This is a genomic window from Pseudomonas putida (assembly GCF_002025705.1).
GTDB lineage: Bacteria > Pseudomonadota > Gammaproteobacteria > Pseudomonadales > Pseudomonadaceae > Aquipseudomonas > Aquipseudomonas putida_J.
The window spans coordinates 3,088,237-3,114,845 of record NZ_CP018846.1 but is presented as its reverse complement, the minus strand read 5'-3'; the positions used below and the strand labels follow the sequence as shown (position 1 = coordinate 3,114,845).

The following is a 26,609-nucleotide window of genomic DNA, read 5'->3' as shown; positions in this document are numbered from 1 at the left end:
GGGGGCGCTTCGCGCCCCTTTCGCCGGCAAGCCGGCTCCCACAGGAAAGCGGCAGCTGGCTTGCCAGCGATGGGGCCTGCAAGCATCACCGGCCCAAGGGCAAGGCCACGCCAATCAAAGCGAACAGGCTGCCGCAGCAACGATTGAATCCTTTGCCGCCCTTGGCCAGCCATGGCCGGATACGAAACGCCAGGCGCGCCAGCACATATTCGACCACGCATTCCACGCTGGCAAAGGTCGCAGCCATGATCACGAACTGCAGCAAAAGCCCACGCTGAGGATCGATGAACTGCGGCAGGAAGGCACCGTAGAACAGCAGTACCTTGGGGTTGGCGAAGGCAGACAGCAGGCCCTGGCGGAACATCCCCAGGTTGCTCAGGCGGGCAGCGCGCTCGGTCACTTCCAGATGCAGGGCAGGGCTGCGCCAGAGCTGAATGCCCAGCCACACCAGGTATGCTCCGCCCACCCACTTCAGCACGGTCAGCACCGAGGCTGACGTTTGCAGCAGCGCCGTCAGCCCAAACATCGCCAGGGCAATCAGGGCACTGAAGCCGAACACCCCGCCGACGATGGTGAACAGCGTGCGGCGCGCGCCATACAGTGCGCCGTGGGTCAGCGCGAGCAGGCTGTTTGGGCCCGGGGTCAACGACAGGCCGATGCTCGCCAGCAGGTAGATGAACCAGGTATCCAGAGCCATGATGTGTGCCTTCGGTATTCACGAGCGGCCAGTCTATGCGACGACGTTGCAAGTGAAGGGTATGATCTGGACATTCAATGGTGTTTTCTGGACTTGTTTCGAATGACCCCTGATATCCGCCTGCTGATCCTGCCGTTGCCGGATTTCGCCTTGCTGCCGTTCGGCGCGTTTCTCGACAAGCTGCGCTTCAGCGCCGACGACGAGGACTACAGCCAGCAGCGCTACTGCAGCTGGACCCTGGCCAGCCTCAGCGGCGAGCCGGTACCGTCGAGCAGTGGCGCGGTGATGCAGGTGCAGGCCATTACCGAACAGCTGCAATGGGGTGACTACGACTACCTGGTGCTGTTCGGCAGCCGCAATGCCGAAGCCACCGCTGCATTGGCGCCCCATTACAAGCGCATGCTCAAGCGTGCGGCCAAGGCGGGGGTGAAACTGGTCGCCATCGACAACGCCGCCTTCCTGCTGGCCGCCTGCGGGCTGCTGGACGGCCACAAGGTCGTGGTGCACTGGCGCCATGAGGCAGAGTTCCGGGCATCCTTCCCGCACCTGCAAGTGCTGCACGAGCAGTTGTACTGCATTGATGGCGCACGCATCACCTGCGCCGGCGGCACGGCAGCCATTGACCTGGCGGTGGAACTGCTGGCGCGCACCTGCGGGCGCGCCAGGGCGCTCAAGGGCCTGGCCGACATGCTGGTGGACGAATCGCGTGACAGTCGCCATGCCCTGCGTTCGCTGGAAACTGTTGCGGGGCAGGGGCGCCAGGTGCAGCGTGCGCTGGCGCTGATGCGCCATCACCTGGGGGCACAGTGGTCGATCGAACAGCTGGCTGCGGAGCTGGGCATCAGCCGGCGTCAGCTGGATCGTCAGTTTCAGGCCAGCCACGGCATGAGCGCCAAGGCCTGGTGGCTGGAAATGCGCCTGCAGCAGGCGCGCTGGCGATTGCTCAACTCCAGCCACAGCCTGGCGCAGATCGCCGATGAGGTTGGGTTGGGGGATGCCAGTTACCTGGGCAAGTGTGTACGCCGGCGGTTTGGCTGCACGGCGCTGGCGTTGCGCAAAAGTACTTCGCACACTCTGTAGGAGCGGCCTTGTGTCGCGAAAGGGGCGCGTAGCGGCCCCAGGGCTTCAGCGTCACAACTGATAGCGCTGGGGCCGCTACGCGGCCCTTTCGCGACGCAAGGCCGCTCCTACAGGGTCATTGTGGCGTGCCGAACAGGCCGGTCCAGTAGATGCCCGCATCGCTCTTCGGGTCCACCGCATAGGCCGCGCCCATCTCGCGGAAATCTGCGTTCATCAGGGTGGCGCAGTGCCCGGGGCTGTCCAGCCAGCCATCCACCACCTTCTGTGCCGTGTCACGGCCGGCGGCGATGTTTTCGCCAATCTGCCGATACAGATAACCAGCCAGCTCTGCCCGGTCGCCCGGCGTGCGCCCGTCCTTGTCGATATGGTCGAAGAAGTTCTGGTTGGCCATCGCCCGCGTATGATTCGCCGCCACGCCCGCCAGTGCGGTGCTCCAGCTCAACGCCGGCGCCGCGGGGAATGGTTGGCCACCGCACTGGTGGGGGGCCTTGCGCGCACTGTTGATGGCCTGCAGCAGCTTCTGCCCTTCGGCCTGCCAGTCGCCCAGGCGCCCGCTGAGCAGGGGCCGGGCAAGCACGATGCGCCAGTCGCGGCCTTCCTGGCTGACGCCGATATCGACGAACTGCGGGTCGAGCACCACCTGGCAGAAGCTTTCTTTGATGGCATTCATGGCCGCGTTAGCATCACGCGGGCCAGACAAACTGATGGCCTGGACGTTGACCATCGGGTAGGCCGCACGGCTCATGGCCTGCTGCAGGTCGCGTGTACCTTCCGGCGACAGTGCCAGGCGCGTATCGCTGTTGAGCGGCGGCAGTTCCACCGACACCTCGTCGCCGCAGCGCTGGGCCTGGCTGCGGTAGGTATTGATCGAATCGATCAGCTGCGCCTCTTCGCCGGTGACGGCCAGGGCTCCGGTTGACATGACCAGGCCCAGCGACAAGGCGGCAACGGTTGACACGACGCGCATGTGGATCTCCCTGTGACTGGCAGCGTCTTGGTATGCGCTGCTCATCCTACACAAGCGCAAGGCTTTTGGCCCAGTCTCGTGCAAAGCAAAGGAAATGCCAGCAATGACTTGCTGGCGGCAAAAGAGGGAGTAGACCGGTGAATGCCAGAAAAGTGCGGTGGCGTGTCAACGCGCCAGTGCCTGGTTCGGCTTGTAGAACAGAAAGTGCCGGGTTTCGGCCGTCTTGCGATACGCCTTGGCCCAGTCCGGGTGCACGTTGCGGTCATGGAAATACAGCGCGCCCCCGGTCGGGTCCTTGAGCTGCTGGTTCAATGCCTTGCGCGCGATTTCCTTGGCCACGTCGTAGCGCTGCGCTTCCTCGACCTGGTCGGAGCGCCCGTCACACCACCAGGAGAACTGGCAGGCCTTGGTCTCCACACCCTGCTTGACCACGCCGCAAATGGTGTCGGGGAAGCCATCGTGGCCTAGCCGGTTGAGCACCACGCTGGCCACCGCGGTCATGTCCTGGGCATCGGCGCCCTTGGCTTCCCAATAGATGGTACGAGCCAGGCAGGTGATGCTGTCGTCCATCGGCGCCTGGCCTGCCGGGTCCACCGCCTGCACCTCGCCTGAGGTGATGGTTTCGGTTTTTTTCGGCGGTGGGGCATCTTCCACCACCTTTTTCTCCAGCTTTTCTGCCTTGTCTTCGGCCACTGCGGCCTTTGCGCTGTCGGCGGCATGCAACGGGCCTGCAAGCAGGGTCGAGGTCAAGGCGATCACCATCCACGAGAGGCGCATGGTCGAGTTTCCGAAGTGTGGGCTGAATCACAGTCTAGCCAAGCGGCTTCACTTCAGCGCAAGCATTAGCACCAAAGGCAAGGTCACGGCGGCCAACACGGTCTGCAGGGCGATGATGGTGGCCATCAGCGGCGCGTTGCCGCCCATCTGCCGCGCCATCACGTAAGACGACGAAGCGGTCGGCAGGGCCTGGAACAGCACTGCCACTACCGCCGCCTGGCCTCCCAGCCCAAGCAGGCGACACAGGCCCCAGGTGGTCAGTGGCATGACCAGGAACTTGAAGGCCGATGCCGCCAGCAGTGGCCGCACTTGCTGGCCGAGCCTGGCGCCGCCGAGGGCGGCACCCACGCACAGCAGGCCCAGGGGCAGGGCGGCCTGGCCCAACGCTTTGACCGTTGGCTCCAGGCCCGCCGGCAGCCCCAGGCCAGTGACCCGCAGCAACAGGCCACCGGCGCAGCCGACAATCAGCGGGTTGGCAAAGATGGCCCGCAACACGGTCGCCGGCGAGCTGTGGCGAGCACTGAAGCGGGCGAACACCAGCACGCAAAGCAGATTGACCAAGGGCACGATGGCGGCGTTGGCCACGGCTGCCAGGGCAATCCCGGCGCTGCCGTAGATGCCGGCGGCGAGGGTGGCGCCGATGTAGTTGTTGAAGCGCACGCCGCCCTGGAACACCGAGGTGAAGTCGGCGCCCTCGTGGTTCACCGCACCCTGGTAGAGCACCAGCAGTACGGCACCCAGCAAGGTCGAAAGCATCAATACGCCGACCATGCCCAGTACCGGCACGCCATCGAGGTTGGCCGTGGCCAGGCCATGCAGGAACAACGAGGGCAGCAGCACGTAGTAACTCAGGCGTTCGGCACCAGGCCAGAACGACTCGGCGAGAAAACCACGGATGCGCAGGAAGGTGCCCAGGGCGATCAGCAGGATGATGGGTACCAGGGTGGTCAGCAACAGGTGGAGCATGGGTGTGATTCCGTGGTCGGGTACGGGCACAGGTTAGCGTGGCTGACTGGTTGGGAAAAACGTTGATTTCTGCAGTGACTGTTGAGAAAAACTGTACGTTCAGGCCTCCATGGCGGTCTTCAAGACAGCAGTCAGGTGCCGCCGCTGGCTCTTTTCATGTTCCAGCAACACCACCCGCCGCACCAGTTGCGGCTCGCCAAATGGCAGGCAGGTCGCCGCTGGCAGGCGCTGCAGGTCGTCATCGGCCATGGGAATGACCGCCACCCCCAAGCCCATCACCGCCATGCGTGCCAGCGCCTCCTGGCTGTCCAGCTCCATCTGTTCGCTGACCTGCAGATGCTGGCGGCGTAGTTCCTGCTCGATCTGCCGCCCGGCCCAGGCACGCTTGTCGAAGCGCAGGAATGGCTGGCTGGCCAGCAGCTGCGGCAGGCTCTGGCCTGCCAGGTCGGGGCTGGCGATGGCCCAGAAGCGGTCTTCGAACAGGGGCGTGAAGCCCAGGCTCTGTGGGTAGGGGCTGACCGGTTCCGTGGTGATCGCCGCATCCAGCTCGCCATCTTCGACGCGCCGTGCAAGCTCGGCAGACATCCCAGAGTTGACGCTGATGTGCAGTTCCGGGTGATGCGCCTTGATCCATACCAGGGCCTTGGGCAGGCGTCGGGCCAGCACGGTGTGAATCGCCCCCAGGCGCAAGCGGCCACGCAGGCTCGGGCCGCTGGCCATGGCATCGGCCAGTTCGTCGTAGGCGGCCAGGATGTGCTCGGCCCGCGCCACTGCCAGTTGCCCGGCCTCGGTCAGCGCCACCTGACGGCGGCTGCGGTCGAACAGCGCGACCTTCAGTTCGTCTTCAAGGGTCTTGATGTGCAGGCTCACGGCTGAAGGGGTAAGGCTGAGTAGGTCGGCGGCACGGGCGAACGTGCCGTGACGGGCGATGGTCACCAGGGTGCGCAGGGCTTTGAGGGACACGCGAACGGGCTCCGGGCGGCAAGTTAAGTGTTTCAGTCTGTGGCTGGATGGAATGCCTGGCAAGCTGCGCAGTCTCAAAAGTCACGTGGGTACGAAACCCGCCTATCCCAAGCCATGGAGAAACGACATGAAAGCAGTAGTCTTCACCGCTTTGCTGGCCTCGGCCGGTCTCGCCCAGGCCGCGCAGACGGTGGAACTGAAGCTGGCCGGGGCGGATGGCCCGGGCAAGTCGATCGGTACCATCAGCATCGAACAGAACAAATACGGCACCGTGCTTACCCCAGACCTCAAGGACCTGCCGCCGGGCGTGCATGGTTTCCACCTTCACCAGAAGGGTTCTTGTGCAGCGGCAGAGGAAAACGGCAAGCCGGTACCGGCGGGCGCGGCGGGTGGGCACTGGGACCCGGATTCCACCAACGCACACAAAGGCCCCTACGACGACAGCGGCCACCGCGGCGATTTGCCGGCACTGTATGTCGGTGCCGATGGCAAGGCCACTTACCCGGTATTGGCTCCCCGCCTGAAGGCTACGGACTTCAAAGGCCATGCACTGATGGTGCATGCCGGTGGCGACAATCACAGCGACCACCCCGAGAAGCTCGGTGGTGGCGGCGCCCGTGTGGCCTGCGGAGTGGTTCAGTAAAGCGCGACAGGGCCAGGCAGTGGAGCAGCTGGCCCCCCGAGGTTGCCCTCGAGTTGCCTGATCTGCGTGCTTACCGCCGCCTGGGTCACGCCCAGCTCGAGGGCTGCCAGGGTGACACTGCTGTAGGGCTGCTCAGGGCTGGCGCTCGGCTACCGCACGCAATGTACGCAGCGTCACCACCGGGGCGTCGACGACGAAGCGGTTGGCCAGCCAGCCCGGCACGTCCCCGGCAGGGTCTGCCTGCAACTGGTAGGTCACCTCGGTTTCCCGCTCGCCGAGCGGCTTCATGATCCATTCGCCCGACAGGTGCTGCACACGGATCAACCCTGGTTCTTCGGGCAAGCGGCCCGGCTCGGCGCTCAGGTGCCGCACCAGGGTGCCGTCATCCAGGCGCTCGGTGCGGACCTTGAGAATGACGTCGCGCGGCAGGGTCGGCCACGGCAGGTTGGTGGTCAGGTAAACCCAGGTGCTGTCGCCATCCACGTCCAGCAAGCGCATCTGCTCGCAGGCGTACAGCCATTTGCACGCGACCCGCAGGTTCTCCTGCAGGTCGGTGAGGGTACGCACGCTGGCTTTCATGGTGCTGACGCCACGGAACTGCTGGTAGGGCGAACCAGCTGCCGCGGCCAGGTAGACACGGATACCTTCGCGATCGTAGGCGATCTTCCAGTCGTCGGCAGCCAGGCTGGCGGTGCAGACAAGCATTACGGCAAGTATCAGGCAGCGGTTCATGGTGAGTACCGCGCGACGGGGCAGGGCTGTTCAGTATGAGCGGCAAACAGAAAGCCCGCCAGGTGGCGGGCTTTCGGGCATCAGCCTGAACTCAACGCTGTGGGTTGAGGGTCAGGTGAACGTGACGGTTGACGTCCTTGTACAGCAGGTAGCTGAACTTGCCTGGGCCACCGGCGTAGCAGGCCTGCGGGCAGAAGGCGCGCAGCCACATGAAGTCGCCGGCTTCCACTTCGACCCAGTCCTGGTTCAGGCGGTACACCGCCTTGCCTTCCAGCACATACAGGCCGTGTTCCATGACGTGGGTTTCAGCGAACGGAATCACGCCGCCCGGCTGGAAGGTGACGATGTTGACGTGCATGTCGTGACGCATGTCGGCCATGTCGACGAAGCGGGTGGTGACCCAGCGGCCTTCGGTGCCTGGCATCTCGATGACGGTGGCGTTGTCGCGGTGGGTGACGAACGACTCAGGTACGGCCAGGCCTTCGACTTTCTGGTAGTGCTTGCGCAGCCAGTGGAAGGTGACGTTGGCCTTGCTGTTGTTGCGCAGGCTCCACTCGGCACCCGGGGCCAGGAAGGCATAGCCGCCTGGGGTCAGGGTGTGGTGCTTGCCTTCGACGGTGATGTCCAGTTCGCCTTCGACGATGAACACCACGGCTTCGGCGTTCGGGTCCAGCTCAGGGCGCTCGCTGCCGCCTTCCGGGGCCACTTCGACGATGTACTGCGAGAAGGTTTCGGCGAAACCGGTCAGCGGGCGGGCGATGACCCACATACGCATCTTGTCCCAGAACGGCAGGTGGCTGGTGACGATGTCACGCATAACGCCTTTAGGGATGACGGCATAGGCTTCGGTGAACATGGCACGGTCAGTCAGCAGCTCGGTCTGAGCTGGGTGCCCACCGTGGGGGGCGAAGTAGGAGTGGTTCGACATGAGCGGTCTCGACTTGTTGTTCTCTCCCCGTGCCTTGGACCACACCGGCCGGTGCGTGCAGGGGATGTGCGGACAGCATATGGGGCAGCCCGCTTCATCCACAAATTAAATGTTGAAATACTCGACATTCAGTTACTGAATGCGAACCTGGCGCCCTGCATGGGCCTCGGGCAGCCGGTCGCCCTGGCCGAACAGCTTGTGCCGCAAGGTGCCGTCGGTGTAGGCCAGTGGGTAGCGGCCGCGGCGCTGCAGTTCCGGTACCAGCAGCTCCACGACGTTGGCCAGGTCGTCTGGTTGCACGGCGTAGGTGAGGTTGAAACCATCGATGCCGGTCTGGTCGAGCCAGTGTTCAAGCTGGTCGGCAACCTCACTGGGCGAGCCGACCAGCACCGGGCCACGCCCGCCCAGGCCGACGAACTCGGCGGCTTCGCGCACGGTCCAGCGGCGGTTTGGGTCGGCGGCGGTGAACGCGGCCAGGGCGGCACGGCCAGCATCGTTCTCGACATACTCGATGGGTGCATCCGGGTCGAGGCCGGCGAAGTCGATGCCGGTCCAGCCCGAAAGCAGGGCGAGGGCGGCGTCCAGGTCGACGTAGCGGCGGTATTCGGCAAAGCGCGCCTGGGCCGCTTGCGTGGTCGGCGCGACGATCAGTAGCGCCTGGGCATAGATCAGCACCTCGTCACGGCCTCGCCCGGCCACCTCGCTGGCCTGGCGGATGCCGTCGGCGTAGCGGCGTAGCACCGTGGGCGTCGGGCCACTGATGAACACGCATTCGGCATGCCGGGCGGCGAACTGCTGGCCACGCGCCGAGGCGCCGGCCTGGAACAGTACCGGGGTGCGCTGGGGCGAAGGCTGGCACAGGTGCATGCCAGGCACCTGGAAGTGTTCGCCGGCATGGCGGATGGCGTGTACTTTCGACGGCTCGATGTAACGGCCGGTTTCGCGCTCCAGCTGCACGGCATCATCTTCCCAACTCTGTTCCCAGAGCTTGTACAGCACTTCCAGGTATTCCTCGGCCAGGTCGTAGCGCTGGTCATGGCCCAGCTGGCGGGCCAGGCCCAGGTTGCGCGCGGCGCTGTCGAGGTAGCCGGTGACGATGTTCCAGCCGACCCGGCCATTGCTCAGGTGGTCGAGCGTGGACATGCGCCGGGCGAATGGATAAGGGTGTTCGTAGGTCAGCGAAAAGGTCACGCCGAACCCCAGGTGCTCGGTGACCCCGGCCATCGCCGGCACCAGCAGCAGGGGGTCGTTTACCGGTACCTGCACGCCGCCGCGCAGGGCGGCTTGCGGGCCACCCTGGTAGACGTCGTAGATACCCAGCACGTCGGCGATGAACAGCGCATCGAACAGCCCGCGTTCCAGCAGGCGGGCGAGGTCGGTCCAGTAGTCCAGGCGGTTGAACGCCACGCTGGTGTTGCGCGGGTGGCGCCACAGCCCCGGGGACTGGTGGCTGGCGGCGTTCATGCTGAATGCGTTGAAACGGATGTGGCGGGGCATTGCCTTCACTCCATGGTCACGGCAATACAGAAGCCGGGTAGATCGCATCGGCCACCTGCACCTTGTGCGGGATCAGGCCCAGGCCCTGGAAGGTATCTGCCAGTTTCTGCTGCTCGGCGACAATCTGCGGGGTGATGGCCACGGCGTTGTAGTTGCGCCGCTCGCTGGCCACTTCCAGCACGTTGGCGTTGATGCCCAGTTGCGGTGCCAGCAGCGCGGCGACTTCCGCGGGCTTGGCGTTGGCCCACTGGCTGACCTTGCCCAGTTCACCGAAGAAGGTCTTGAGCAGGTCGCGGTGCTGGTCGGCGAAGGCGGCAGTGGACAGGTAGAAGGTGCGGTTGTTGGACAGGCCGCTGCCATCGCGCAGGTTCTTCAGGCCCGGCTGGCTTTCGGCCGCAGCGAGGAACGGGTCCCACAGGGTCACGGCCTGCACGCTGCCTGATTGCAGGGCGGCGACGGCATCGGCGGCGTTGTTGACATAGGCCGGGGTGATGTCCTGATAGCTCAGGCCGGCTTGCTCCAGGGCCACCGCCAGCAGGTATTGGGCGTTCCAGCCGCGGCCGGTGGCCACGCGCTTGCCTTTGAGGTCTTGCACTGAAGTCAGGTGGTCTTGTTCGCGCACCACCAGGCCGATGCCGCGTGGGTAGGGTTGTTCGGCGGCCAGGTACACCACCGGCTTGCCGGCGGCCTGGGCGAAAACCGATGGTGCGTCGGCAGCGTGGCCCAGGTCGATGGCGCCGGTACTCAGCGCTTCGAGCAGTTGCGGGCCGGCGGCAAATTCGTGCCAGCTGACTTTCACGCCTTGAGGAGCCAGGGCTTTTTCCAGCTCGCCGCTGCCTTTGAGGATGTTGATGCTGTTGAACTTCTGATAGCCGATGCGCAGGGTCTTGGCGTCTTCGGCAAAGGCACTGGACCAGGGTAGCAGGCTGCTGGCGACAGTCGCCAGGAGGCCACCTACCAGCAGGCGGCGCAGGGAAGAGAAGGGCATGGGCGTCGCTCCTTGAACGGGGTGGGAAACGGTGTCCCCAGCCTAAGGAGGTGGCGTTTGGCTTTCAATTTTTTAATTCCATTTTGTTAGATTGTTTTGTTCTTTTTATATCCTTTTGTGTTTAAGCCGCCTGTTGACGAATTTTTCACATCCTCTTGCTAGGATTCGGCCCAACCTCGAGGAGCCCCGTACATGCCCATCCTGCGCCGGCGCAGCACCCGTATCGCCCTGACTGCCACCACCGGCCTGGTGGTCGCGACCCTGGGTTTTTTCGCCTGGCAGTCGTTCTTTCCGGTGCAGGCTGCCAGCGGCTGGCGTGTCGAGGTGCTGTACCGCGACGTGGCCAAGGCCGCCTCGTTGCTGCCCCAGGCCGACGGCAGCCTGCTGGTCAGCCGCGAGCTGGACGACGGCAAAGGCAGCATTCTCAAGATTACCGCCAGCGGCGACCGTGTGGTGCTGATCGACAACCTGTCAAAGCCCGACGGCATGGTCGCGGCACAAGGTGGCTGGGTGTTCAGCCAGGAAGGCGGCCGCGCGCCGGTGAGCCTCGCGCGCGATGGCCAGCTCACCCACCTGTTCGACGGTGACAGCGTGCAGGGGCTGTGGAACGATGGCGATCATCTGTATGCCATCGAAGACCGCAAGGGCAATGGGCGCCTGATGCGCTATGACTGGGCCAGCGGCCAGCTCGACGTGCTGCGCTCCGGGCTGACCGAAACCGAGGGCCTGACCCGCTGCGCCGACGGCCGCCTGCTGTACACCGAGAAGGGCACCGGCATCGTGCGTGCGTTGTCCGACGACGGTAAAGACCCGGTGGTGGTTCAGGGCCTGCGCCATCCCACCTTCCTGATGTGCGACCAGCGCGGCCTGTGGATCAGCGAAGACAACACCCACCGCGCCCGCCTGCTGCGGGTGGACGCCGAGGGTAATCAGCACACCGTGCTGACTTTCCTCAAGGCGCCGCAGTCGATCGTGGCGGATGGCAAAGGCGGCTACCTGCTCGCCGAGGGCGGGCGCAATCGCGTGCTGCAGCTGACCCCGCCTGCCGACGAGGCCACCGCCCAGCGCTAACTGGGCAGGCGGCGCTTGCGCCCCGGCAGCAGGCCCAGCACCAACAGGCAGCCGAGCAGGATCACCAGGCCGCCCGCGGCCTGCAGCAGGCTCAGGGCTTCACCGAGAAACAGCGCGCCGACCAGCACGGCAACCAGGGTGACGACGAACTCGACGCTGATGGCGCGCGTCGCGCCAATGCGTGCCACCAGGCCGAAGTACAGCACGTAGGTGGTAGCGCTCATCACACTGCCGCTGATCAACAGGTACAGCCAGTCGCTGGCCTGGGGCAGGGCCGGCACCGGCACCACCAGCAGCAAAGGCAAGGTCAGCAGGCCGCCGGCCAGGAAGGCACCACCGGTGACGGTCCAAGGGTCTTGCCCGCGCAGGTGCAGGCTGGCGTAGTTGCTGCCGAAGGCCGCGCACAGGCAGCCGAACACCGAGGCAAGGCAGCCGTGGATGAACTCGTCGGTGACCGGCTGCGCCGGGAAGCCTATCAGCAGGACGATGCCCGCCACCCCCAGCAGTAGCCCAAGCAGCCCCTGCCGGGTGATCTTTTCCAGCCCCCAAAGGCGGCCGATGATCATCGACAACAGCGGAATGGTGGCGATCAGAATGGCCGACATCGCCGTACCGATGCGCGGGGTGGCATAGGACAGACCAATCAGTTGCCCGGCGACAGTGGTGGCGCCGACGACCGTCAGCGGCTTGAGCAGCGCACGCAGGCGCAAGGCACGGCCCAGCAGGGCGGCGAGAATTGCCAGGGTGCCGCCGGCGATGAAGGCACGCAAGCTGACCGCACCGACCCAGCCGAAGGCGTGCACCACCTTGAGTACCACCAGGAAAGAAAAGCCCCAGGCGATGGCCAGGAACAGGTAGGCGGCGATATCGCGGGGCTGCATGGGGCAGGGTCCATCCAGTAAGGGGAACGCGCAGGCTAGCGGGTTGCTGCCAAGGACTTCAAGATTGATGTTTAGCGTTCCGGCCTCTTCGCGGGCAAGCCTGCTCCCACAGGTGCTCGCTGTACTTGAGATCTGCAAGATCTGTGGGAGCGGGTTTACCCGCGAAGAGTCCGGAACAGGCTAACCAGCAATCAACAGCAGCGACTGCGGCACCGGGCTCTGTGGGTGCTGCGGCTCCTGCAGGCTCAGCAACCTGAACCCTGCCATGTCCAGGGCATTCAGCCAGCTGGCCAAGGTCCGGAAGTACCACGGCATCGGCCGCCAGTTGCCGGCAAACCCGGCAAACGATTCTTCGCGCCAGCCGTCCTGATAGTCACCACCCGCCACGCTCCAGGGGTGCAAGGTCTGGATCAGCAGTGCGCCACCAGGTAGCAGCAGCCGCTTCATGGCCACCAGCAACGGGATGATGTCTTGTTGCAGCAGGGCGAAATTGGCGCAGATCAGGTCATAGCCGCTGCCGATATTCACCTTACCTTCCGCCAGCTGCACATAGCTGGCCAGGTGCACCTGAGGTGAGCCTGCCGCTCGCGCAGCTTCGACCAGCGCAGCGTCGCCATCGACGCCGGTCACCTCGATGCCGCGGTCGCTCAGCGCCCGCAGCAACCAGCCCTCGCCGCAGCCAAGGTCCAGCACCCGCTCAGGCTGGCGACCCAGGACCGCCAGCAGGACTGCCTGGTTGGTGACCTGCTGGCGGCTCTCGATGGCGCCGCCACGCACCGCGTCTATCCAGGCCTGGGCGTTGTGCTGCCAGCTGTGCAGCAGGGCGTCTTCGGGGTTGGCCATGTTGCTGTTCCGAGCAGTGGGACTGCTCAAGCATAGGCATTCACCGCTGCCTTGTCTGCGCTTACACGTGCCGGTGCCTGAAGCGCCTGGCGCCCGTAGAAGCCCAGGGCGGTAGCCCAGGTGGTCAGCCACACGAAGATCCCGGCCCAGAAGGTATGCGACATGTAGTGCCAACCTTGCAGCACACGGGTGGTGCCGTAGATGAAACCGATCAGCAGGACGGCCACCAGCAGTTTGCGCGCATGCTGCCAGCGGTAGCGCAGCGCCACGAAGTACAACGCCATCAGGGTGAAGCCGCTGGAGGCGTGGCCACCTGGCCAGCAACGGCCTTCGCCCGCCTTGCTGAACCAGCGGAAGTTCTCGTACCACTCCACGTGCGCTTCGGGGCCGCCATAGAGGGTGGTTTCCACCGGGCAATACACACTGGTGTGGCTTTTCAGGTAGTGAATGACCGTGGTGCACAGGGCAAATGCGACCACCACGAACAGGAAGTCACGGCGATGACGGCTGGTAAAACGCAGTACAGGGCTGATTCTGGCGGCATTAAGGCCGCGGGTGATCAGCGCGTCGGGGTGGTTCGCCAGGCGTGGCCAGATGAACGACAGCAGCGAGCCAATGATCGCCGCCTCGCCGGTCCAGTTCGGCAGGATGCGCGGCCATTTGTGGGTCACTTTCTCGAACAGCTGGTCATGCAGCAGCGGGAACTGCCCACTGACCGGGTCGAGCAGCAGGTTGCTGATCCAGCGGTCCAGTTCGGTAAGGTCGAACAGCAGGAACACGATCGCTGCCAACAACAGTGGCACTAGCAGGTTGTTGACGTAGAACGAGGTGCGTGAAGAAACGGGCATGCTTACTTCCCTGTGCTGCTGTTGAGTGTCTGCCATTGGTTGGCGTTGAGTTGCCCGAGCAAGTGTGCCTTGCCGTTGCTGTCTTTGCTGATGAACAGTGCGCTGGCATAGCCGGCAACGCGTTCGCCGCCTGCTACGCGCAGTTGCCGTTCGAGGTGGTCGATGCAGCCACTGTGGGTGACTAGCACGAGGTTGTGACCATCGCGCTTGTGCGCCAGGGCAGCGTTGGCAAAGGTGCTGTCACAGCGCGCCAGCCACTCCTGGGTTTCGATGGCCTTGCCGAAGACGAATGAAGCGGTCTGCTGGGTACGGACTTCCGGGCTGCTGAGGATATCGGCATTGGCCAGGCCCAGGCCACGGAGGCCGTCGCCGACGGCGGCTGCGGCCTGGCTGCCGTCCACGGTGATGCCGGCAGGGTCGCCAAGGCAGGCATGGTTGGAGCGGTCGCAGCGTTCGGCGTGGCGGACCAGGACAATCACATTGCCGCTGTTCCATGCGCTGTAGACACCATTCTCGCTCATCAATTGGGAGCTGCCCAGGTTGGTGACATGCGTACTGAACACGTGCCAGAGGCCGAGTGCCGCCACCGCCAGCAATACGGCCAGCAGCCAGACTGCAGGCAGTTTCCGGCGTTTCGGGCGCGGGAGGCGCGAGTGTGTCGCAATTACATTTTCCAGCATGTGGCCACTCCGGGGACAAGGCTGGCAGCACCTTATCCTCGGGTTTGTGGCCCGATAGTGAAGCGGATGTGAAAATTGTCTTATCCCTGCCTGCCGCCGCCGAGTGTCCGACAGGGTGTGCCCTGTCGGACACTCGGCGGCGGTGCGGTGACCCGACAAGCTCGCTGCCACCGTGATCAGGCGGTCGCGGCAACCGGCAAGGGTGCTTGCTCGCGCCGAATGCTGGCCAGCGGCACCGCCACCAGCAGCAAGGTCAGCACCACCGTTACCCCAATGCCCCAGGCCGCCAGGCTGAAACCACCCAGCGAAATCAACCCACCGGAAATCGCCGGGCCCACCGCCAGCCCGAGGCTGAGGAAGCTGCCGGCTGCCGCTACCACACGGCCTTCGCGGTCCAGCGCTGCGGCCAGGCCGGTCAGGTAGCTGAGCGCGTAGAAATAGGTGATGCAGATGGTCATCACCCCGGCGGTGTACAAGGTCTTGGAATGCTCGCCCAGCACATAGCTGAGGCTGGTTGCACCGGTCAGCAGGATCGCCAGGATCACCGGCGTGCTCATGCCGAAGCGCTTGCCGACCATGGCTGCGATCAACGGCCCGATCAGGCCGACGAACGACTGGAACGACAACAGCACGCCCAGTTCATCACCGCTGTAGCCGACCATGGTGCCGATCCGTTCGACGAAGGCCCAGCCCATGGTGTCGCGGGCCTGGAACACGAACATCGCCAGCATCATGCACAGGGCCGGCAGGCTCAGAAGGATATTGCCCGACTCATGTTTGCCGGCAGGCGCCTGCAATGAAGGCTCGGCAAGCGGCGCGCGTTGCGCCATCGCCGGGATGGCCAGCAGCATCACCGCCATGGTCGCTGCCATCGCGTAGTACAAACCGTGCAGGCCATGGCTGGCCATGACCTTGGCGTAACCCAGCATCACCACGATCATCAGCAGCACCGACAGCACGTTCATATGCCCGGCGACCCGGTCGGGGTGCCTGGCGCTGGACACGGCGGCATTGCCACAGGCCAGCGCCAGGCCGGCGCCAATACCGGCAACGCAACGTACCGCCGCCAGTGCATAGATGCTGTCGATATTGGCGCTGAGCAGGTTGGCGGCAACCGCCAGCACGGTGCCGGCCAGCGCCAGGGTGCGCCGTGGTGCGCGGCCCATGAATGGGGCGACCAGCAGCGAGGCGAGCATGGTGAAGCCGAACTCGGCCGACATCAGCAGCCCGGCCTGGGCTTCGTTGAGCTGCAAATCGTGAATGATGGCGCTGATCAGGAACGGCAAGGCCCACAGCCCGAGCAGGCCGACGCCGTAGGCAGACGCGGCGGCGGAGAACACCAGGCTCCAGCTCTCGGGCAAGCAGTGTTTTATTGTTTTCATTGGGGTAACCCCTGAATGGCATGCACAGCGTTGGGTAGACGCGCGCCGTTGGTTGGCGCGCGCAGGGTACGGATTACTGCTGGCTTTCGTCGACCGGGGTGCCGTCGTCGTACTGCGACAGCCAGCTGACCATGGCATCGCGGTAACGGGTGAAGCCCTTGTAGTCGACCAGTTGCTGGTCCAGGTCGCGGATAACCCGGTGCATGCGCTTGGCCCATTGCGGGGCGAATTCGGCCAGTTCCTGCAGGCTGACCAGGTAGGTGCGCACCGGGAACAGTACGGCGTTGCTGCGTGGCAAGCGGTGCAGGGGTTGCAGCTCGATGCGCAGGTTGACCAGTTCGCCGGCGTTTTCGGCGGTCACGGTGGTGCGCTCCGGGGCCCAGTCGGGCAGGGTTTCGGCAGAGGTTTCCAGGCGCGGGTTGACGGTGATCGACCAGTTGGTGCGGCGCACCGGGTGGCCAGGGCGCAGGCGCAGGAGGAACTTCAACGCCCGCTGCAGGATGCCCATTTCATGCAGCTTGGGTACCGGGCCGTGGAACTCCATGAAGCTCATGCCGAGGTTGAAACGCAGCGAGTAGTCGGCACGCTGGGTGGCCATGCCCGCGCCCATCACCAGGGTGTCGTCACGCTCCTCAAGAAGAATGAACTCGCCCTGGGCCTGGCGGGTGATGTACTCCATCGGCTCCATCGGCAGGGTGCTGGCGTCGCCGAAGGTGAAGGTCTGGTCGATCTGCAGCGGGCGGTTGATCCAGTGCCACTGGCTACCGTTCTTCTCCAGGGTGAAGTGCTCGGGGTAGTCGCGCGAATACGACTCCATCAGCAGCTCCAGCAGGTCCCACTGGGCTTCCATCATGTGCGGCAGGGCGGCGTAGTGCACGCCCGGCTGGCTGTCGAGGGTGTGCGCACGGTGGTGGCACTCGGAGATGTAGTGTTCGTCGATGTCGAACTGCCCGCGCAGCGCGCCAGTACCGAACGGCACGTGTGGCTCGACATTCATCGAGTACATGTACTGGTCTTCCGGATAAGGGAAGGGCAGGCGCAGCACGGCTTCGCGGCTGTTGCTATAGGTGTGGCCCTGGCCTGCGTCGGCGTAGGTCTCGATCGGCTTGAATACGGTCATGTTGTTGTTTTCCTGTCTCAGAGGTCTACGACCAGGCGGCTGCAGTTGGCGCGGGATACGCAGGGCATGAATTTGCGCTTGCTCAGCTTGTCTTCCTCGCTGAGCCAGTCATCGCGATGGTCGAGCTCGCCATCGACGTCCAGTACTTCGGTCTCGCAGTAGCCGCAGGCACCGCCGCGGCACAGGTAAGGCACCTTGTAGCCTGCCTGCTCGGCGGCTTCGAGCAGCGACTGTTCGGCCGGCACTTCGAGGGTGACGCCCTGGCGCGCCAGGGTGACGCTGAATGGCTGGCCGCTGGAACCTTGTTCGACGAAGCGTTCGTAGTGAATGTGGCTGTCGGTCCAGCCCAGCGCGTGGGCGCTGTCGAGGGTGTCGTCGATCATGCTGTCCGGGCCGCAGACATACACATGGCTGCCCAGCGGGCGGTCTTCGAGGATGTGGCGGATGTCCATGCGCGCATCGACGCCTTGCACGTACAGGTGCACACGCTCGCCGTAACGTGCCTGCAGCTCCAGGCCCAGGGCGGTGTGTTCGGGGCCGCGCACGGCCAGGTGCAGCTCGAAGGTGGCCTGCTTGAGCTGCAGTTCTTCAAGCTGCGAATAGACCGGGGTAATGCCCACGCCACCCGCGATGAACACGTGCTGGCGGGCATGCTTGGCGAGCGGGAACAGGTTGGCCGGCTGCAGGATCTGCAACAGGTCGCCTTCAGCTACCTGGTTATGCAGGTAGCGCGAGCCGCCCCGGCCCTCGCTGACCCGGCGCACGGCGATCTGGTAGGCGCTGGAGTCGTAGGGCGAGCTCATTAGCGAGTAGGCGTTGCGGTGGGTCTTGTCGCCGTCTTCGAGGACCACCACCACGTGGCTGCCGCCGGAAAACGCCGGCAGGTGCTTGCCGGCCGGGTCGAGCAGGGTGAAACGGGTAATTTCCGGGGTGAGCGCTTCGATGCGGGCGACGCGCACACTGAGGGTGCCGTTGTGGGTGTTCATGTGTCGAGTTCCTCGGCTGCTGGCAGTTCGCCCGGGACTTCGCCATCGGCCTTGATGCCCTGGAAGGCAGCCAGACGGCGGGAATAGTGGTCGCGCACCACCAGGTCGAGCTGGCAACCGGGGCAGCTGAACACCCGCTGGGTGACGTTTTCGGTGTAGGTGTCGCAGTGTGCGCACCACACACGGCGGACCAAGGTGCCGCTGTGCTCGCGCAGGACTTCATCGCGGTTCAGGTCGACCGCATTGGCGGCCTGCATGGCGGTGCCGATGAAGCTTTCCGAGCCACTGAGGTACAGGCGAGTACCCATGTGGGCCTGGCCCAGCCGTTCGCGCAGGGCGGCGATCAGCGCCTGGTTGCTGGGGAACACTTCGAGCCCGGCCGCTTGTGCGGCTTGCAGGGCCTGTAGGTGGTCGTGACCGGAGAACGACTCGGTGGAGTAGAGCAGGGTGCTGTGCGCGCGCTGCGCGGGGGACATGTCCGCGACCAGGCGCAGCATGGCCGCGCCGCCGCTGCCCTGGCCCGCGATCAGGTGGCGCAGGCCGCCTGCCATGGGCCGCAACTGGTCATAGACCGGGCGGCTTTTGATGCCGGTGATAAGCATGGTAATACACCTCGTAAGCCCGATACCCCCGGCTTGTGCCGGAAGGTAACGTTGACGGCTGATTTCAGGCTCGGGCACGGGTGAAAGCAGAACCCATGCCATATTGCCTATGGTTTTATATGTTTTATGACCAAAGTCGGCAATCAGTGCTTGAACATCACATGGCGCACGCAGGTGTAGTCTTCCAGGCCGTACATGGACATGTCCTTGCCGTAGCCCGACTGCTTCATGCCGCCGTGGGGCATTTCGCTGACCAGCATGAAGTGCGTGTTGACCCAGGTGCAGCCATATTGCAGGCGCGCAGCCAGGCGGTTGGCGCGGCCGACGTCGCGGGTCCATACCGAAGAGGCGAGGCCGTAGTCAGAGTCGTTGGCGTAAGCCAGGGCCTGGGCTTCGTCGGTAAACGGGGTGATGCTGACCACCGGGCCAAACACTTCGCGCTGAACGATCTCGTCGTCCTGGCGGGCATCGGCCAGTACGGTCGGCTCGAAGAAGAAGCCGTCGCCTGCACCCCGTTGGCCACCGGTGATCAGGCGGATGTGCGGCTGGGCCTTGGCGCGTTCGACGAACCCTTCGACTCGCTCAAGGTGCTCGCGGGTGATCAGTGGGCCGAGCTCGGTGTGCGGGTCGTCCTGCAGGCCCATGCGCAGGCTGGCCACGGCCTCGCCCAGCTTGCTGACAAACTGCTCGTACACGCCTTGCTGCACATACAGGCGGCAGGCCGCGGTGCAGTCCTGGCCTGCGTTGTAGAAGCCGAACGCACGGATACCCTCGACTGCAGCATCGATATCGGCGTCATCGAAGATCAGCACTGGCGCCTTGCCACCCAGTTCCATGTGGGTGCGCTTCACGCTGCTGGCGGTGCTGGCGATGATGCGTGCACCGGTGGCCACGGAGCCGGTCAGTGACACCAGGCGCACCTTGGGGTGGTTGACCAGTGGCTCGCCAACGCTCGGGCCGCGGCCGAACAGGATGTTGATCACGCCGGCGGGGAACAGCTCGGCCATGATCTCGCCCAGCGCCAGGGCGGTCAGCGGGGTTTGCTCGGAGGGCTTGAGCACCACGCAGTTACCGGCGGCCAGCGCAGGGGCGAGCTTCCAGGCGACCATCATCAGCGGGTAGTTCCACGGCGCGATGGAGGCGACCACGCCCAGTGGGTCGCGGCGGATCATCGAGGTGTGGCCCGGCAGGTACTCGCCACCGGCCGAGCCCGACAGGCAACGACTGGCGCCGGCAAAGAAGCGGAACACGTCGGCAATGGCGGGGATTTCGTCATTCAGTGCCGCCAGGTAAGGCTTGCCGCAGTTCTGCGACTCCAGGCGGGCGAGGTTGGCGGCTTCGGCTTCGATGCGGTCGGCCAGCTTGAGCAGCAACTGGGCGCGATCCTTGGGCGCGGTCTGCGACCAGCCGGCGAAAGCCTGGTCGGCGGCCTGCACTGCGGCATCGACCTGGGCAGCGCTGGCTTCGGCGATATTCACCAGCACCGTGCCTGCGGACGGGTTGTACACGGCGTACGGGCTGCCTTGCCCGTCGACCAACTGGCCGTTGATCAAGAGTTTGGTTTGCATGGCGGATTCCTTGGTCGGTCTTATTGGTAGAAATCTAAACCTATGAAACCATATCTTAATATTTTTAGTTTGCCAACCACTGCGAAAACCCGCTTCCAGGCGGTAGAATGGCTCGTCAATCGGTATCGGGCGCTGGCCCGTTCGCTATAAGAGGCGAAACTGAACCTTTTAGCCGAGGCCCGCGCCAAGCCTTGCAATGCTCGATAGGGAGAGGCAATGACTGCCCTGAATAGTGCTCGTAACACCGCCTTCATCCGGTTGCGCCAGGAAGGGCGGACCGATGAAGTGGCACGCCGCCTGGTGGAGGCGATCGAGCTGGGGATGTTCGCTGAAGGGCAGCAACTGCCCAGCGAATCGGAACTGGCCCTGCAATTGGGCGTCGCCACGGTGACCTTGCGCGAAGCGCTGGTGGTGCTGCGCCAGCGTGGCTTGATCGAGACCCGCCGCGGGCGCAATGGCGGCAGCTTTGTCTGCGCTCCAGTGGAGCTGCCCGAGGCGCTGCTGCTGCAACGCCTGCGTGACATGAGCGGCCCCGACCTGCGTGACCTGGGCGATGAACAGACCGCAATTTCCGGTACGGCGGCGCGCCTGGCCGCCAAGCGCAGCTCGCCGGAGCAGCAGGCGCGCATCGCCCAGCATATTGAAACCCTCAGCCAGGCCAGTTCGCGCCTGGCCCGCCACCGCGCCGATGCGCGCTTTCATATCGAAGTGGCCGCCGCCGCCCAGTCGCTGCGCCTGACCAGCGCGGAAATGCGCCTGCAGTCGGAGGTCGGCGAGCTGCTGTGGATGGAGGCCGCTGGCGGTGGTGATGTGACCGTGGTCGAGCACGAGCACCGGGCGATTCTCGAAGCGTTGGTCGCCGGGGATGCAGTACTGGCCGGCGCTTTGGCCGAAGCCCATGTCAGCCGTGGCATCAAGCGCCTGATCAGCCTGCGGCTGGAGCTGCTGGCCGACGAGCAGGATTGAGCCGTGCATAACAACAAAGCTGTACCTGCGTGAGGTAATGCCATGTTTGCCCTGAGCGATAACGACCCGCTGTCAGCCTGTGCCCAGCAGCTGGACCACACCCTGGGGACCATCTTCGGCCAGGTCCGCCAGCTGGTGGAAGAAACCCGAGCGTTATGGGAGCGGGTATTGGCCGAAGGCCGCCAGCCAAGTGCGAAGGACCTGGCGACCCTGCGCCCGGCCATCGACCAGCAGTTGCTGACCACCGGTGCCTTTGGCTGTGGCGGCGGCATCATCGTCGAGCCCAATGGCCTGGCCGACCGCGAGATGCACCTGGAATGGTGGTACCTGGCCGACGGCGGCAAGACCCTGCCGCTGCGCCCGAACTTCGACCGGCGCCGCGAAAACTACTACGACTACACCGAAATGCCCTGGTACAGCCGGCCGATGAAGACCGGCAAGAGTGTGGTCGAAGGGCCGTATGTGGACCTGTACGGCACCAACATGTATGTGCTGACCTTCACCATGCCGATCGAGGTGCAGGGCCGGTTCATCGGCGTGGCCGGGCTGGACCTGTCGTTGCACAATGTCGAACGCCTGCTGGTGCGCAGCCTGATGCGCCTGGAGCACGAGGCAGTGCTGATCTCGGCGGACGGGCGGGTGATTGCCTCGAACACAGCGAACTGGATGGTCGGTGACCTGGCCCAGACCCTGTTGAACACCTTGCCGCGCGATGGCATTCGCCTGGCGCTGGCCGAATCCGAGGCGGGGTGGTCGCTGGTGCGGTTGCCGGTGCTCAGGCGCAAGTGACGGATTGACTGCTCTGGCCTCTTCGCGGGCAAGCCCGCTCCCACAGGAATACTGATGGCTTGCCATTCACCGCTCTCACTTCAGATTCTATTCCCTCGCCAAGACACAAGCGGGTTTACCCGCGAAGAGGCCGGCGCAGGTTTACAAAGCCTTGCGCATGAACACTCGGAAAATCCTGCTTCTCCCCCAGGAATACTGATGGCTTGAGTGTTACGCGTCACTTGTAGGAGCGGGTTTACCCGCGAAGAGGCCGGCGCAGGTTTGCAGAGCCTTGCGCATGAACACTCGGAAAATCCTGCTTCTCCCCCAGGAATACTGATGGCTTGAGTGTTACGCGTCACTTGTGGGAGCGGGCTTGCCCGCGAAGAGGCTGGTGCAGGTTTACAGCGCTTTGCGCATGAACACTCGGGAAAACCCCTGCTCCTCGGCCCGGTGAGTCTCGACATAACCCAGCTTGCGATAGATCTCGATATTCTCGGCCATCCGCTCGTGGGTATAGAGCCTGACCGCGCTGCACCCAGCCTGGCGCGTGCGGGTTTCACACAGTTGCATCAGCACCTTGCCGATCCCTTGGCCCTTGCACTCGGGAAACACCGCGATATTGGCCAGCAGCATCTCGTCGCCCTCACGCTCCAGCACCAGCACACCGGCAATGCGCGCACCTTTCAGCGCCACATGCACCTCGGCATCAGCTACTACCTGGCGATAGTCATCCAGCATCGGTGCCGGCGGCTTGCCGATGCGCGCGATGTAGGGCGAGTAGGCCGCCCGAACCAGCTCGGTGATGGCTTCGACATCAGCGAAATCGGCCCTGCGAAGGATGATGGGTAAGTGCAAGATGCGGTCTCCGGAAGTTTGCCTGAGCTTAATCTGCGCTAGCCTGCAGGGCCAATAGTTATGAGTCTGCAACGCTTTACTCCGCTGCTTTAGTACCCAAGCGGCCGATACGCCGTGATAGAAATCGGCCCTGAACCAGATCAATAAAAAAGCGGAATACCTGATGTCCTCGAACCCCCCACCTGCCAACGGCCTGTTCGCCACCTTCTGCCTGAGCAGCTACCTGCTTTCGCTGTCTTACGGCACCACCTTCCTGCTGGCGATGACGCTGCGCGCACACGGCGCCAGCGAAGCCGATGCCGGCTCGGTGATAGCTGCCGCGATGCTCAGCACCTTCCTTGCCGTGATCTTCTCCGGGCACCTGACCGACCTGATCGGCGCGCCCAAGGCAGTGGCCGGTGGCGCGCTGTTTCTTGCTGCGGCCTGCCTGGGCTTTGCCGCCGCACCTGGGTTCGGCGCGGCGATTCTGCTGTGTAGCCTGCTGCTGGGGTTTGGCTGGGGCCTGTTCTACACGCTGGGGCCGATCATCGTGGCGATGCTGATCGAGCCGGCCCGACGGGTCAAATACTTTGCCTTGCTCTCGGGCAGCATGATGACCGGCATCGGTACCGGGCCGCTGCTGGGGCGGGCGGCGCAGGCACTGGGTTATCCGGTGGAGGCGGCCTTCGTCGTTGCTGCCGGGGCGAGCCTGCTGGGTGGCGCGCTGTTCCTGCTGATGGGGCCGCGCATGCTGCAGCTGCAAACCGGCGCCGTTGCGGTGTGCAAGATCACCCTGGCCGCTGCGCGTTCGGTGCTGTCTTCCAGGGCGGCCTTCGCCATCCTCATGGTTGGCCTGGGCGGCGCGATCTTCGGTGGGTTGTCGAGCTTCCAGACCACGTACGCCAGCGCCAGGCAACTGGACTACTCGCTGTTCTTCCTCGGTTTCATGTCGGCCGCAATCTCGTGCCGGCTGCTGATTGCCGGTTTCATCGTCAAGCGTGACCCGTACCGCATGGCCTGCCTGCTGACCGCGTTGATGGTGGTGTCGGTGCTGATGTTCATGTACGGCGTCGACAGCGCGGCGGCCTACGTGCTGGCGGCGGTGGTACTGGGTGTCGGCTATGGCCTGACTTATTCGGTGATCAACGGCCTTGCGGCCAACGAAGCACCCACCGGGCAGACCGCGCAGTCGCTTGTACTGTTCAGCCTGGCCTATTTTGTCGGCGTGTTCGGGTTTCCGCTGCTGGCCGGCAAGGTCATCGTCCACGCAGGCCTGCCCGCGCTGCTGCAACTGCTGTTGGTGATTGCCCTGGCCAATTGGTCGATCACCTTCGGCCGCTTGGTCTGGCGGCGCTGGAGCAGTCGCCCTGTAATGGGGCGCGCCTGAGCAGGCGCACTATGGCGGTGCGCTTGCGAGGCGCGTTGAACGCTGGACAGCGCGAATAGTTAGCTTGCATACGAGTTGGCGTGCAAATTGCTGTCACTTTGCCATTCCGATGTCGCGTATGGTGAAAATTATGTCGCTTTCAAGCAGTTTCATGCAGTTGTCATCGCATGAGAAGGGTTGGCTGCCCTGGTTTGGTAAAACCGGCAAGTTCAGCATGGGCTGGGCTTGCCGCCTCAATCGCGCGAACTACCCGGTGGTCGAGCAGACCTTCGAAGCCATCGCCCAGACCCGCGTGCAGTTGCTGCACAACTGGGCCCGCGAGCAGTGGGAGCATCTGGAAGAACTGGCGGAGCACCTGGCACCCGGCGGCACCGAGGTCGACCGGTCGTTGTTGGTCGACAAGCTGGCCCAGGCTGAAGACTTTTCCGAGCTGTGCGTGATCGACACCGGCGGCAATGTCATCGTCTCTACCTGGGCACAGCGGGGCAACGCGCGGATCGATCAGATGCAGGCTTTGGCCCAAGGCCTCAAGGCGCCGTTCCTGCACGGTCCCTATAGCGACCCGCTGACACTGCAGATCGGCCCGTCATCGTCGCGTTTCCACGATGAAGTGACGCTGATGTTCTACCAGCCGCTCAATCACAATGGCAAAGCCGTCGGCTGCCTCTGTGGCCGGGTGCCCAACGATGTGCTGGGTGACCTGATCCAGCGTGAGGCCGGGCATATCTTTGCCGAATCTGGCGACAACTACCTGTTCATGGCGCAGTCACACTTCGACCGCGCCATCCAGCCCGGCACGGCCTTGTCCCGTTCGCGATTCGAGGACGGCACCTTCACCCATGGCGAGAACCTCAAGGGCGGCGTGCACACGCCCTGGACCACGGTGCAGATACAGCGCCATACCGAGCTTGAGCTGCGTTTCACCGACCCATCGACACGCGAGCTGCACCCCGGCGTGCGGGAAACCATCCGTAATGGCGCCAACGTGTTCGTGACCTACCCAGGCTACTCTGACTATCGCCATGTGCCGGTGATCGGCAAGGGCGTCACCTTCCAGTTGCCCGGCTCGCCAGACCGCTGGGGGTTGATGTGCGAAGCTGACCTGGAAGAAGTCTACCGCCGCCGTTCGCTCAGCTACGGGCTGATGAAGCCCTATGTAGCGACCATGGCCGGGCTGTTCGGCTGCAACTATCTTGTGCAGCATTATGCCGGCTTGCCACAAGGGCTGAACGACGCCGTCGAAGCGCTCTGCATGGTCGCTGCCACGCTGCTGTTCAGCGTGCTCGGGCCCAAACCGTTGGCCGCACGCCTGAACGGCATGAGCGCGGTGCTGCGTACCATTGCCGAGGGTGAAGGCAACCTGCGTCAGCGCCTGGATATCAACGCCCTGGCCAATGATGAAAGTGGCGACATGGCACGCTGGATTAACAGTTTCATCGACCGCCTGGACGCGGTGGTCGGGCAGGTGGTCAAGGCCAGCCGCACGGTTGGCGCCACCAACCAGACCATGCTGGGCCGCAGCCAGGAAGCGAGCGGGACTTGCGCCGACGTGGCTGATGCGGTGCACCAGATGATGATCATCATGGAAGAGCAGCTGGGCGAGCTGCAGCAGGCTTCGGTCAGCGCCGAGCAGATGAAACAGGCCATGGACGAGGTGGTCAGCCGCGCCCGTGAGCAGTTCCTGGCGGTGCAGGCTGGCACCCAGTCGATTCGCGACGTGGTGGCGCGTTCGTCGTCGAGCGTGCAGTTGCTCGACAGCCGCATGGGCCAGATCGGCAACATCACCGGGCTGATCAGCGACATCACCAACCAGACCAACCTGCTGGCCCTCAATGCCGCCATCGAGGCTGCGCGGGCCGGGGAGCACGGGCGTGGCTTCGCGGTGGTGGCCGATGAGGTGCGCAGCCTGGCCGCACGTACCTCGCGTGCTGCCGATGACATCCGGCACATGGTCGAAGGCCTGCAGAACGAAACACAGCAGGCCGTGAGCTTCATGGAGGAGGGGGTACAGGACGTCGATGATAGCCTGCGCCTGGCCGAGGATGCCTCTTCGGAGAACGTACACCTGCATCAGGCAGTGGAGGCGATGTTCGCGATCATCCAGCAGCTCAACCGGCGAAGCGTGGAATATGGCAAGACCATCGAGCAGGTCAACCAGTCCTCCAGCGAGATGCGCCAGACGGCCGTGGTGTTGCAAAGCAGTGCCGAGACGGTGAAGGTCAATGCCAGCAAGCTGCAGAAGCTGGTGGGGCAGTTCGAGGTCAGCAGTGATGGCGGGCGTGCTGCCGCCGCGTGAGCGAGCACGGTCTATGTGGGAGCGGCCTTGTGTCGCGAAAGGGCTGCGCAGCGGCCCCAGGATCTCGGGAGTACCACAGATTGCTGGGGCCGCTACGCAGCCCTTTCGCGACACAAGGCCGCTCCCACAGGGTATG

Annotated in this window: 26 protein-coding genes and 1 pseudogene; 7 read left to right on the top strand and 20 right to left on the bottom strand. The window is 64.4% G+C overall.

Annotated features, from left to right (window positions below):
• Positions 1-85: 85 nt before the first annotated feature.
• Positions 86-697 carry a LysE family translocator gene (locus BUQ73_RS14025; RefSeq protein WP_079228467.1) on the bottom strand — a complete coding sequence of 204 codons (612 nt, stop codon included), beginning with the start codon at positions 695-697 and terminating at the stop codon, positions 86-88.
• Positions 698-799: 102 nt separating this feature from the next.
• Here BUQ73_RS14025 and BUQ73_RS14020 point away from each other — a divergent pair, with 102 nt between their 5' ends.
• Positions 800-1,777, top strand: coding sequence for a GlxA family transcriptional regulator (locus tag BUQ73_RS14020; protein ID WP_079228466.1), 978 nt, complete (start codon positions 800-802; stop codon positions 1,775-1,777).
• Positions 1,778-1,892: 115 nt separating this feature from the next.
• On the opposite strand, the gene BUQ73_RS14015 is transcribed toward BUQ73_RS14020, so the two are convergent.
• The 4 genes from BUQ73_RS14015 to BUQ73_RS14000 form a co-directional block, all read right to left on the bottom strand.
• Positions 1,893-2,744 carry a CAP domain-containing protein gene (locus BUQ73_RS14015; RefSeq protein ID WP_079228465.1) on the bottom strand — a complete coding sequence of 284 codons (852 nt, stop codon included), beginning with the start codon at positions 2,742-2,744 and terminating at the stop codon, positions 1,893-1,895.
• 165 nt (positions 2,745-2,909) lie between these two features.
• Positions 2,910-3,521 (bottom strand): cell wall hydrolase, encoded by a 612-nt coding sequence (locus tag BUQ73_RS14010; RefSeq protein WP_079228464.1) that lies wholly within the window; start codon positions 3,519-3,521, stop codon positions 2,910-2,912.
• 48 nt (positions 3,522-3,569) lie between these two features.
• On the bottom strand, positions 3,570-4,487 hold the full coding sequence (locus tag BUQ73_RS14005) for an AEC family transporter (protein ID WP_079228463.1): 918 nt from the start codon (positions 4,485-4,487) through the stop codon (positions 3,570-3,572).
• A gap of 99 nt (positions 4,488-4,586) precedes the next feature.
• Positions 4,587-5,450, bottom strand: coding sequence for a LysR substrate-binding domain-containing protein (locus BUQ73_RS14000; protein ID WP_079228462.1), 864 nt, complete (start codon positions 5,448-5,450; stop codon positions 4,587-4,589).
• Positions 5,451-5,577: 127 nt separating this feature from the next.
• On the opposite strand from BUQ73_RS14000, the gene sodC reads away from it, so the two are divergent.
• Positions 5,578-6,093 carry a superoxide dismutase family protein gene (gene sodC / locus BUQ73_RS13995; RefSeq protein WP_079228461.1) on the top strand — a complete coding sequence of 172 codons (516 nt, stop codon included), beginning with the start codon at positions 5,578-5,580 and terminating at the stop codon, positions 6,091-6,093.
• Between the two features lie 35 nt (positions 6,094-6,128).
• Here the strand turns inward: sodC and BUQ73_RS28990 are convergent.
• From BUQ73_RS28990 to BUQ73_RS13970, 5 genes and pseudogenes are all read right to left on the bottom strand, one after another.
• Positions 6,129-6,215, bottom strand: a pseudogene (locus BUQ73_RS28990) (LysR family transcriptional regulator); the annotation flags it as partial.
• 10 nt (positions 6,216-6,225) lie between these two features.
• The gene (locus BUQ73_RS13985) at positions 6,226-6,825 is read right to left on the bottom strand and encodes an START domain-containing protein (RefSeq protein WP_079228459.1); all 600 of its coding nucleotides are present in this window, start codon (positions 6,823-6,825) and stop codon (positions 6,226-6,228) included.
• 91 nt (positions 6,826-6,916) lie between these two features.
• The gene (locus BUQ73_RS13980; protein ID WP_027918838.1) at positions 6,917-7,753 is read right to left on the bottom strand and encodes a bifunctional allantoicase/(S)-ureidoglycine aminohydrolase; all 837 of its coding nucleotides are present in this window, start codon (positions 7,751-7,753) and stop codon (positions 6,917-6,919) included.
• 132 nt (positions 7,754-7,885) lie between these two features.
• Positions 7,886-9,250 (bottom strand): LLM class flavin-dependent oxidoreductase, encoded by a 1,365-nt coding sequence (locus BUQ73_RS13975; RefSeq protein WP_079228458.1) that lies wholly within the window; start codon positions 9,248-9,250, stop codon positions 7,886-7,888.
• Between the two features lie 16 nt (positions 9,251-9,266).
• Positions 9,267-10,238, bottom strand: coding sequence for an aliphatic sulfonate ABC transporter substrate-binding protein (locus BUQ73_RS13970; protein WP_079228457.1), 972 nt, complete (start codon positions 10,236-10,238; stop codon positions 9,267-9,269).
• 192 nt (positions 10,239-10,430) lie between these two features.
• Between BUQ73_RS13970 and BUQ73_RS13965 the strand changes: the two genes are divergently transcribed.
• Positions 10,431-11,309 carry a hypothetical protein gene (locus BUQ73_RS13965; RefSeq protein WP_079228456.1) on the top strand — a complete coding sequence of 293 codons (879 nt, stop codon included), beginning with the start codon at positions 10,431-10,433 and terminating at the stop codon, positions 11,307-11,309.
• Here BUQ73_RS13965 and BUQ73_RS13960 read toward each other — a convergent pair.
• The 9 genes from BUQ73_RS13960 to BUQ73_RS13920 all read right to left on the bottom strand — a co-directional run bounded on the left by BUQ73_RS13960 (position 11,306) and on the right by BUQ73_RS13920 (position 20,219).
• On the bottom strand, positions 11,306-12,190 hold the full coding sequence (locus BUQ73_RS13960) for a DMT family transporter (protein WP_079228455.1): 885 nt from the start codon (positions 12,188-12,190) through the stop codon (positions 11,306-11,308). The genes BUQ73_RS13965 and BUQ73_RS13960 overlap by 4 nt on opposite strands.
• Positions 12,191-12,370: 180 nt before the next feature.
• Positions 12,371-13,033 carry a class I SAM-dependent methyltransferase gene (locus tag BUQ73_RS13955; RefSeq protein WP_079228454.1) on the bottom strand — a complete coding sequence of 221 codons (663 nt, stop codon included), beginning with the start codon at positions 13,031-13,033 and terminating at the stop codon, positions 12,371-12,373.
• Between the two features lie 26 nt (positions 13,034-13,059).
• On the bottom strand, positions 13,060-13,881 hold the full coding sequence (locus BUQ73_RS13950) for a phosphatase PAP2 family protein (protein WP_079228453.1): 822 nt from the start codon (positions 13,879-13,881) through the stop codon (positions 13,060-13,062).
• A gap of 2 nt (positions 13,882-13,883) precedes the next feature.
• Positions 13,884-14,561: a histidine phosphatase family protein gene (locus tag BUQ73_RS13945; RefSeq protein WP_079228452.1), complete on the bottom strand. Its 678-nt coding sequence runs from the start codon at positions 14,559-14,561 to the stop codon at positions 13,884-13,886.
• Positions 14,562-14,737: 176 nt separating this feature from the next.
• Positions 14,738-15,943 (bottom strand): MFS transporter, encoded by a 1,206-nt coding sequence (locus BUQ73_RS13940; protein ID WP_079228451.1) that lies wholly within the window; start codon positions 15,941-15,943, stop codon positions 14,738-14,740.
• A 73-nt stretch (positions 15,944-16,016) separates the two neighbouring features.
• A complete protein-coding gene (locus tag BUQ73_RS13935) occupies positions 16,017-17,063 on the bottom strand; it encodes a heme-dependent oxidative N-demethylase family protein (RefSeq protein WP_027918846.1) in 1,047 nt (348 codons plus the stop codon).
• 17 nt (positions 17,064-17,080) lie between these two features.
• Positions 17,081-18,049, bottom strand: coding sequence for a PDR/VanB family oxidoreductase (locus tag BUQ73_RS13930; protein ID WP_079228450.1), 969 nt, complete (start codon positions 18,047-18,049; stop codon positions 17,081-17,083).
• Complete coding sequence (locus BUQ73_RS13925; protein WP_027918848.1) at positions 18,046-18,651, bottom strand: dimethylamine monooxygenase subunit DmmA family protein; 606 nt, start codon at positions 18,649-18,651, stop codon at positions 18,046-18,048. Before BUQ73_RS13925 ends, BUQ73_RS13930 begins: the two co-directional genes overlap by 4 nt.
• A 143-nt stretch (positions 18,652-18,794) precedes the next feature.
• Positions 18,795-20,219: a gamma-aminobutyraldehyde dehydrogenase gene (locus BUQ73_RS13920; RefSeq protein WP_079228449.1), complete on the bottom strand. Its 1,425-nt coding sequence runs from the start codon at positions 20,217-20,219 to the stop codon at positions 18,795-18,797.
• Between the two features lie 216 nt (positions 20,220-20,435).
• Between BUQ73_RS13920 and BUQ73_RS13915 the strand changes: the two genes are divergently transcribed.
• Together BUQ73_RS13915 and BUQ73_RS13910 are read left to right on the top strand one after the other, a co-directional pair.
• Positions 20,436-21,185: a FadR/GntR family transcriptional regulator gene (locus BUQ73_RS13915; RefSeq protein ID WP_060484441.1), complete on the top strand. Its 750-nt coding sequence runs from the start codon at positions 20,436-20,438 to the stop codon at positions 21,183-21,185.
• A 42-nt stretch (positions 21,186-21,227) separates the two neighbouring features.
• Positions 21,228-21,974: a cache domain-containing protein gene (locus BUQ73_RS13910; RefSeq protein WP_027918851.1), complete on the top strand. Its 747-nt coding sequence runs from the start codon at positions 21,228-21,230 to the stop codon at positions 21,972-21,974.
• Positions 21,975-22,355: 381 nt separating this feature from the next.
• Here the strand turns inward: BUQ73_RS13910 and BUQ73_RS13905 are convergent, their stop codons facing one another.
• On the bottom strand, positions 22,356-22,811 hold the full coding sequence (locus BUQ73_RS13905; RefSeq protein ID WP_079228448.1) for a GNAT family N-acetyltransferase: 456 nt from the start codon (positions 22,809-22,811) through the stop codon (positions 22,356-22,358).
• A 163-nt stretch (positions 22,812-22,974) separates the two neighbouring features.
• On the opposite strand from BUQ73_RS13905, the gene BUQ73_RS13900 reads away from it, so the two are divergent.
• A complete protein-coding gene (locus tag BUQ73_RS13900) occupies positions 22,975-24,177 on the top strand; it encodes an MFS transporter (protein ID WP_079228447.1) in 1,203 nt (400 codons plus the stop codon).
• Positions 24,178-24,307: 130 nt separating this feature from the next.
• Positions 24,308-26,473 (top strand): methyl-accepting chemotaxis protein, encoded by a 2,166-nt coding sequence (locus tag BUQ73_RS13895; protein WP_079228446.1) that lies wholly within the window; start codon positions 24,308-24,310, stop codon positions 26,471-26,473.
• Positions 26,474-26,609: the final 136 nt, after the last annotated feature.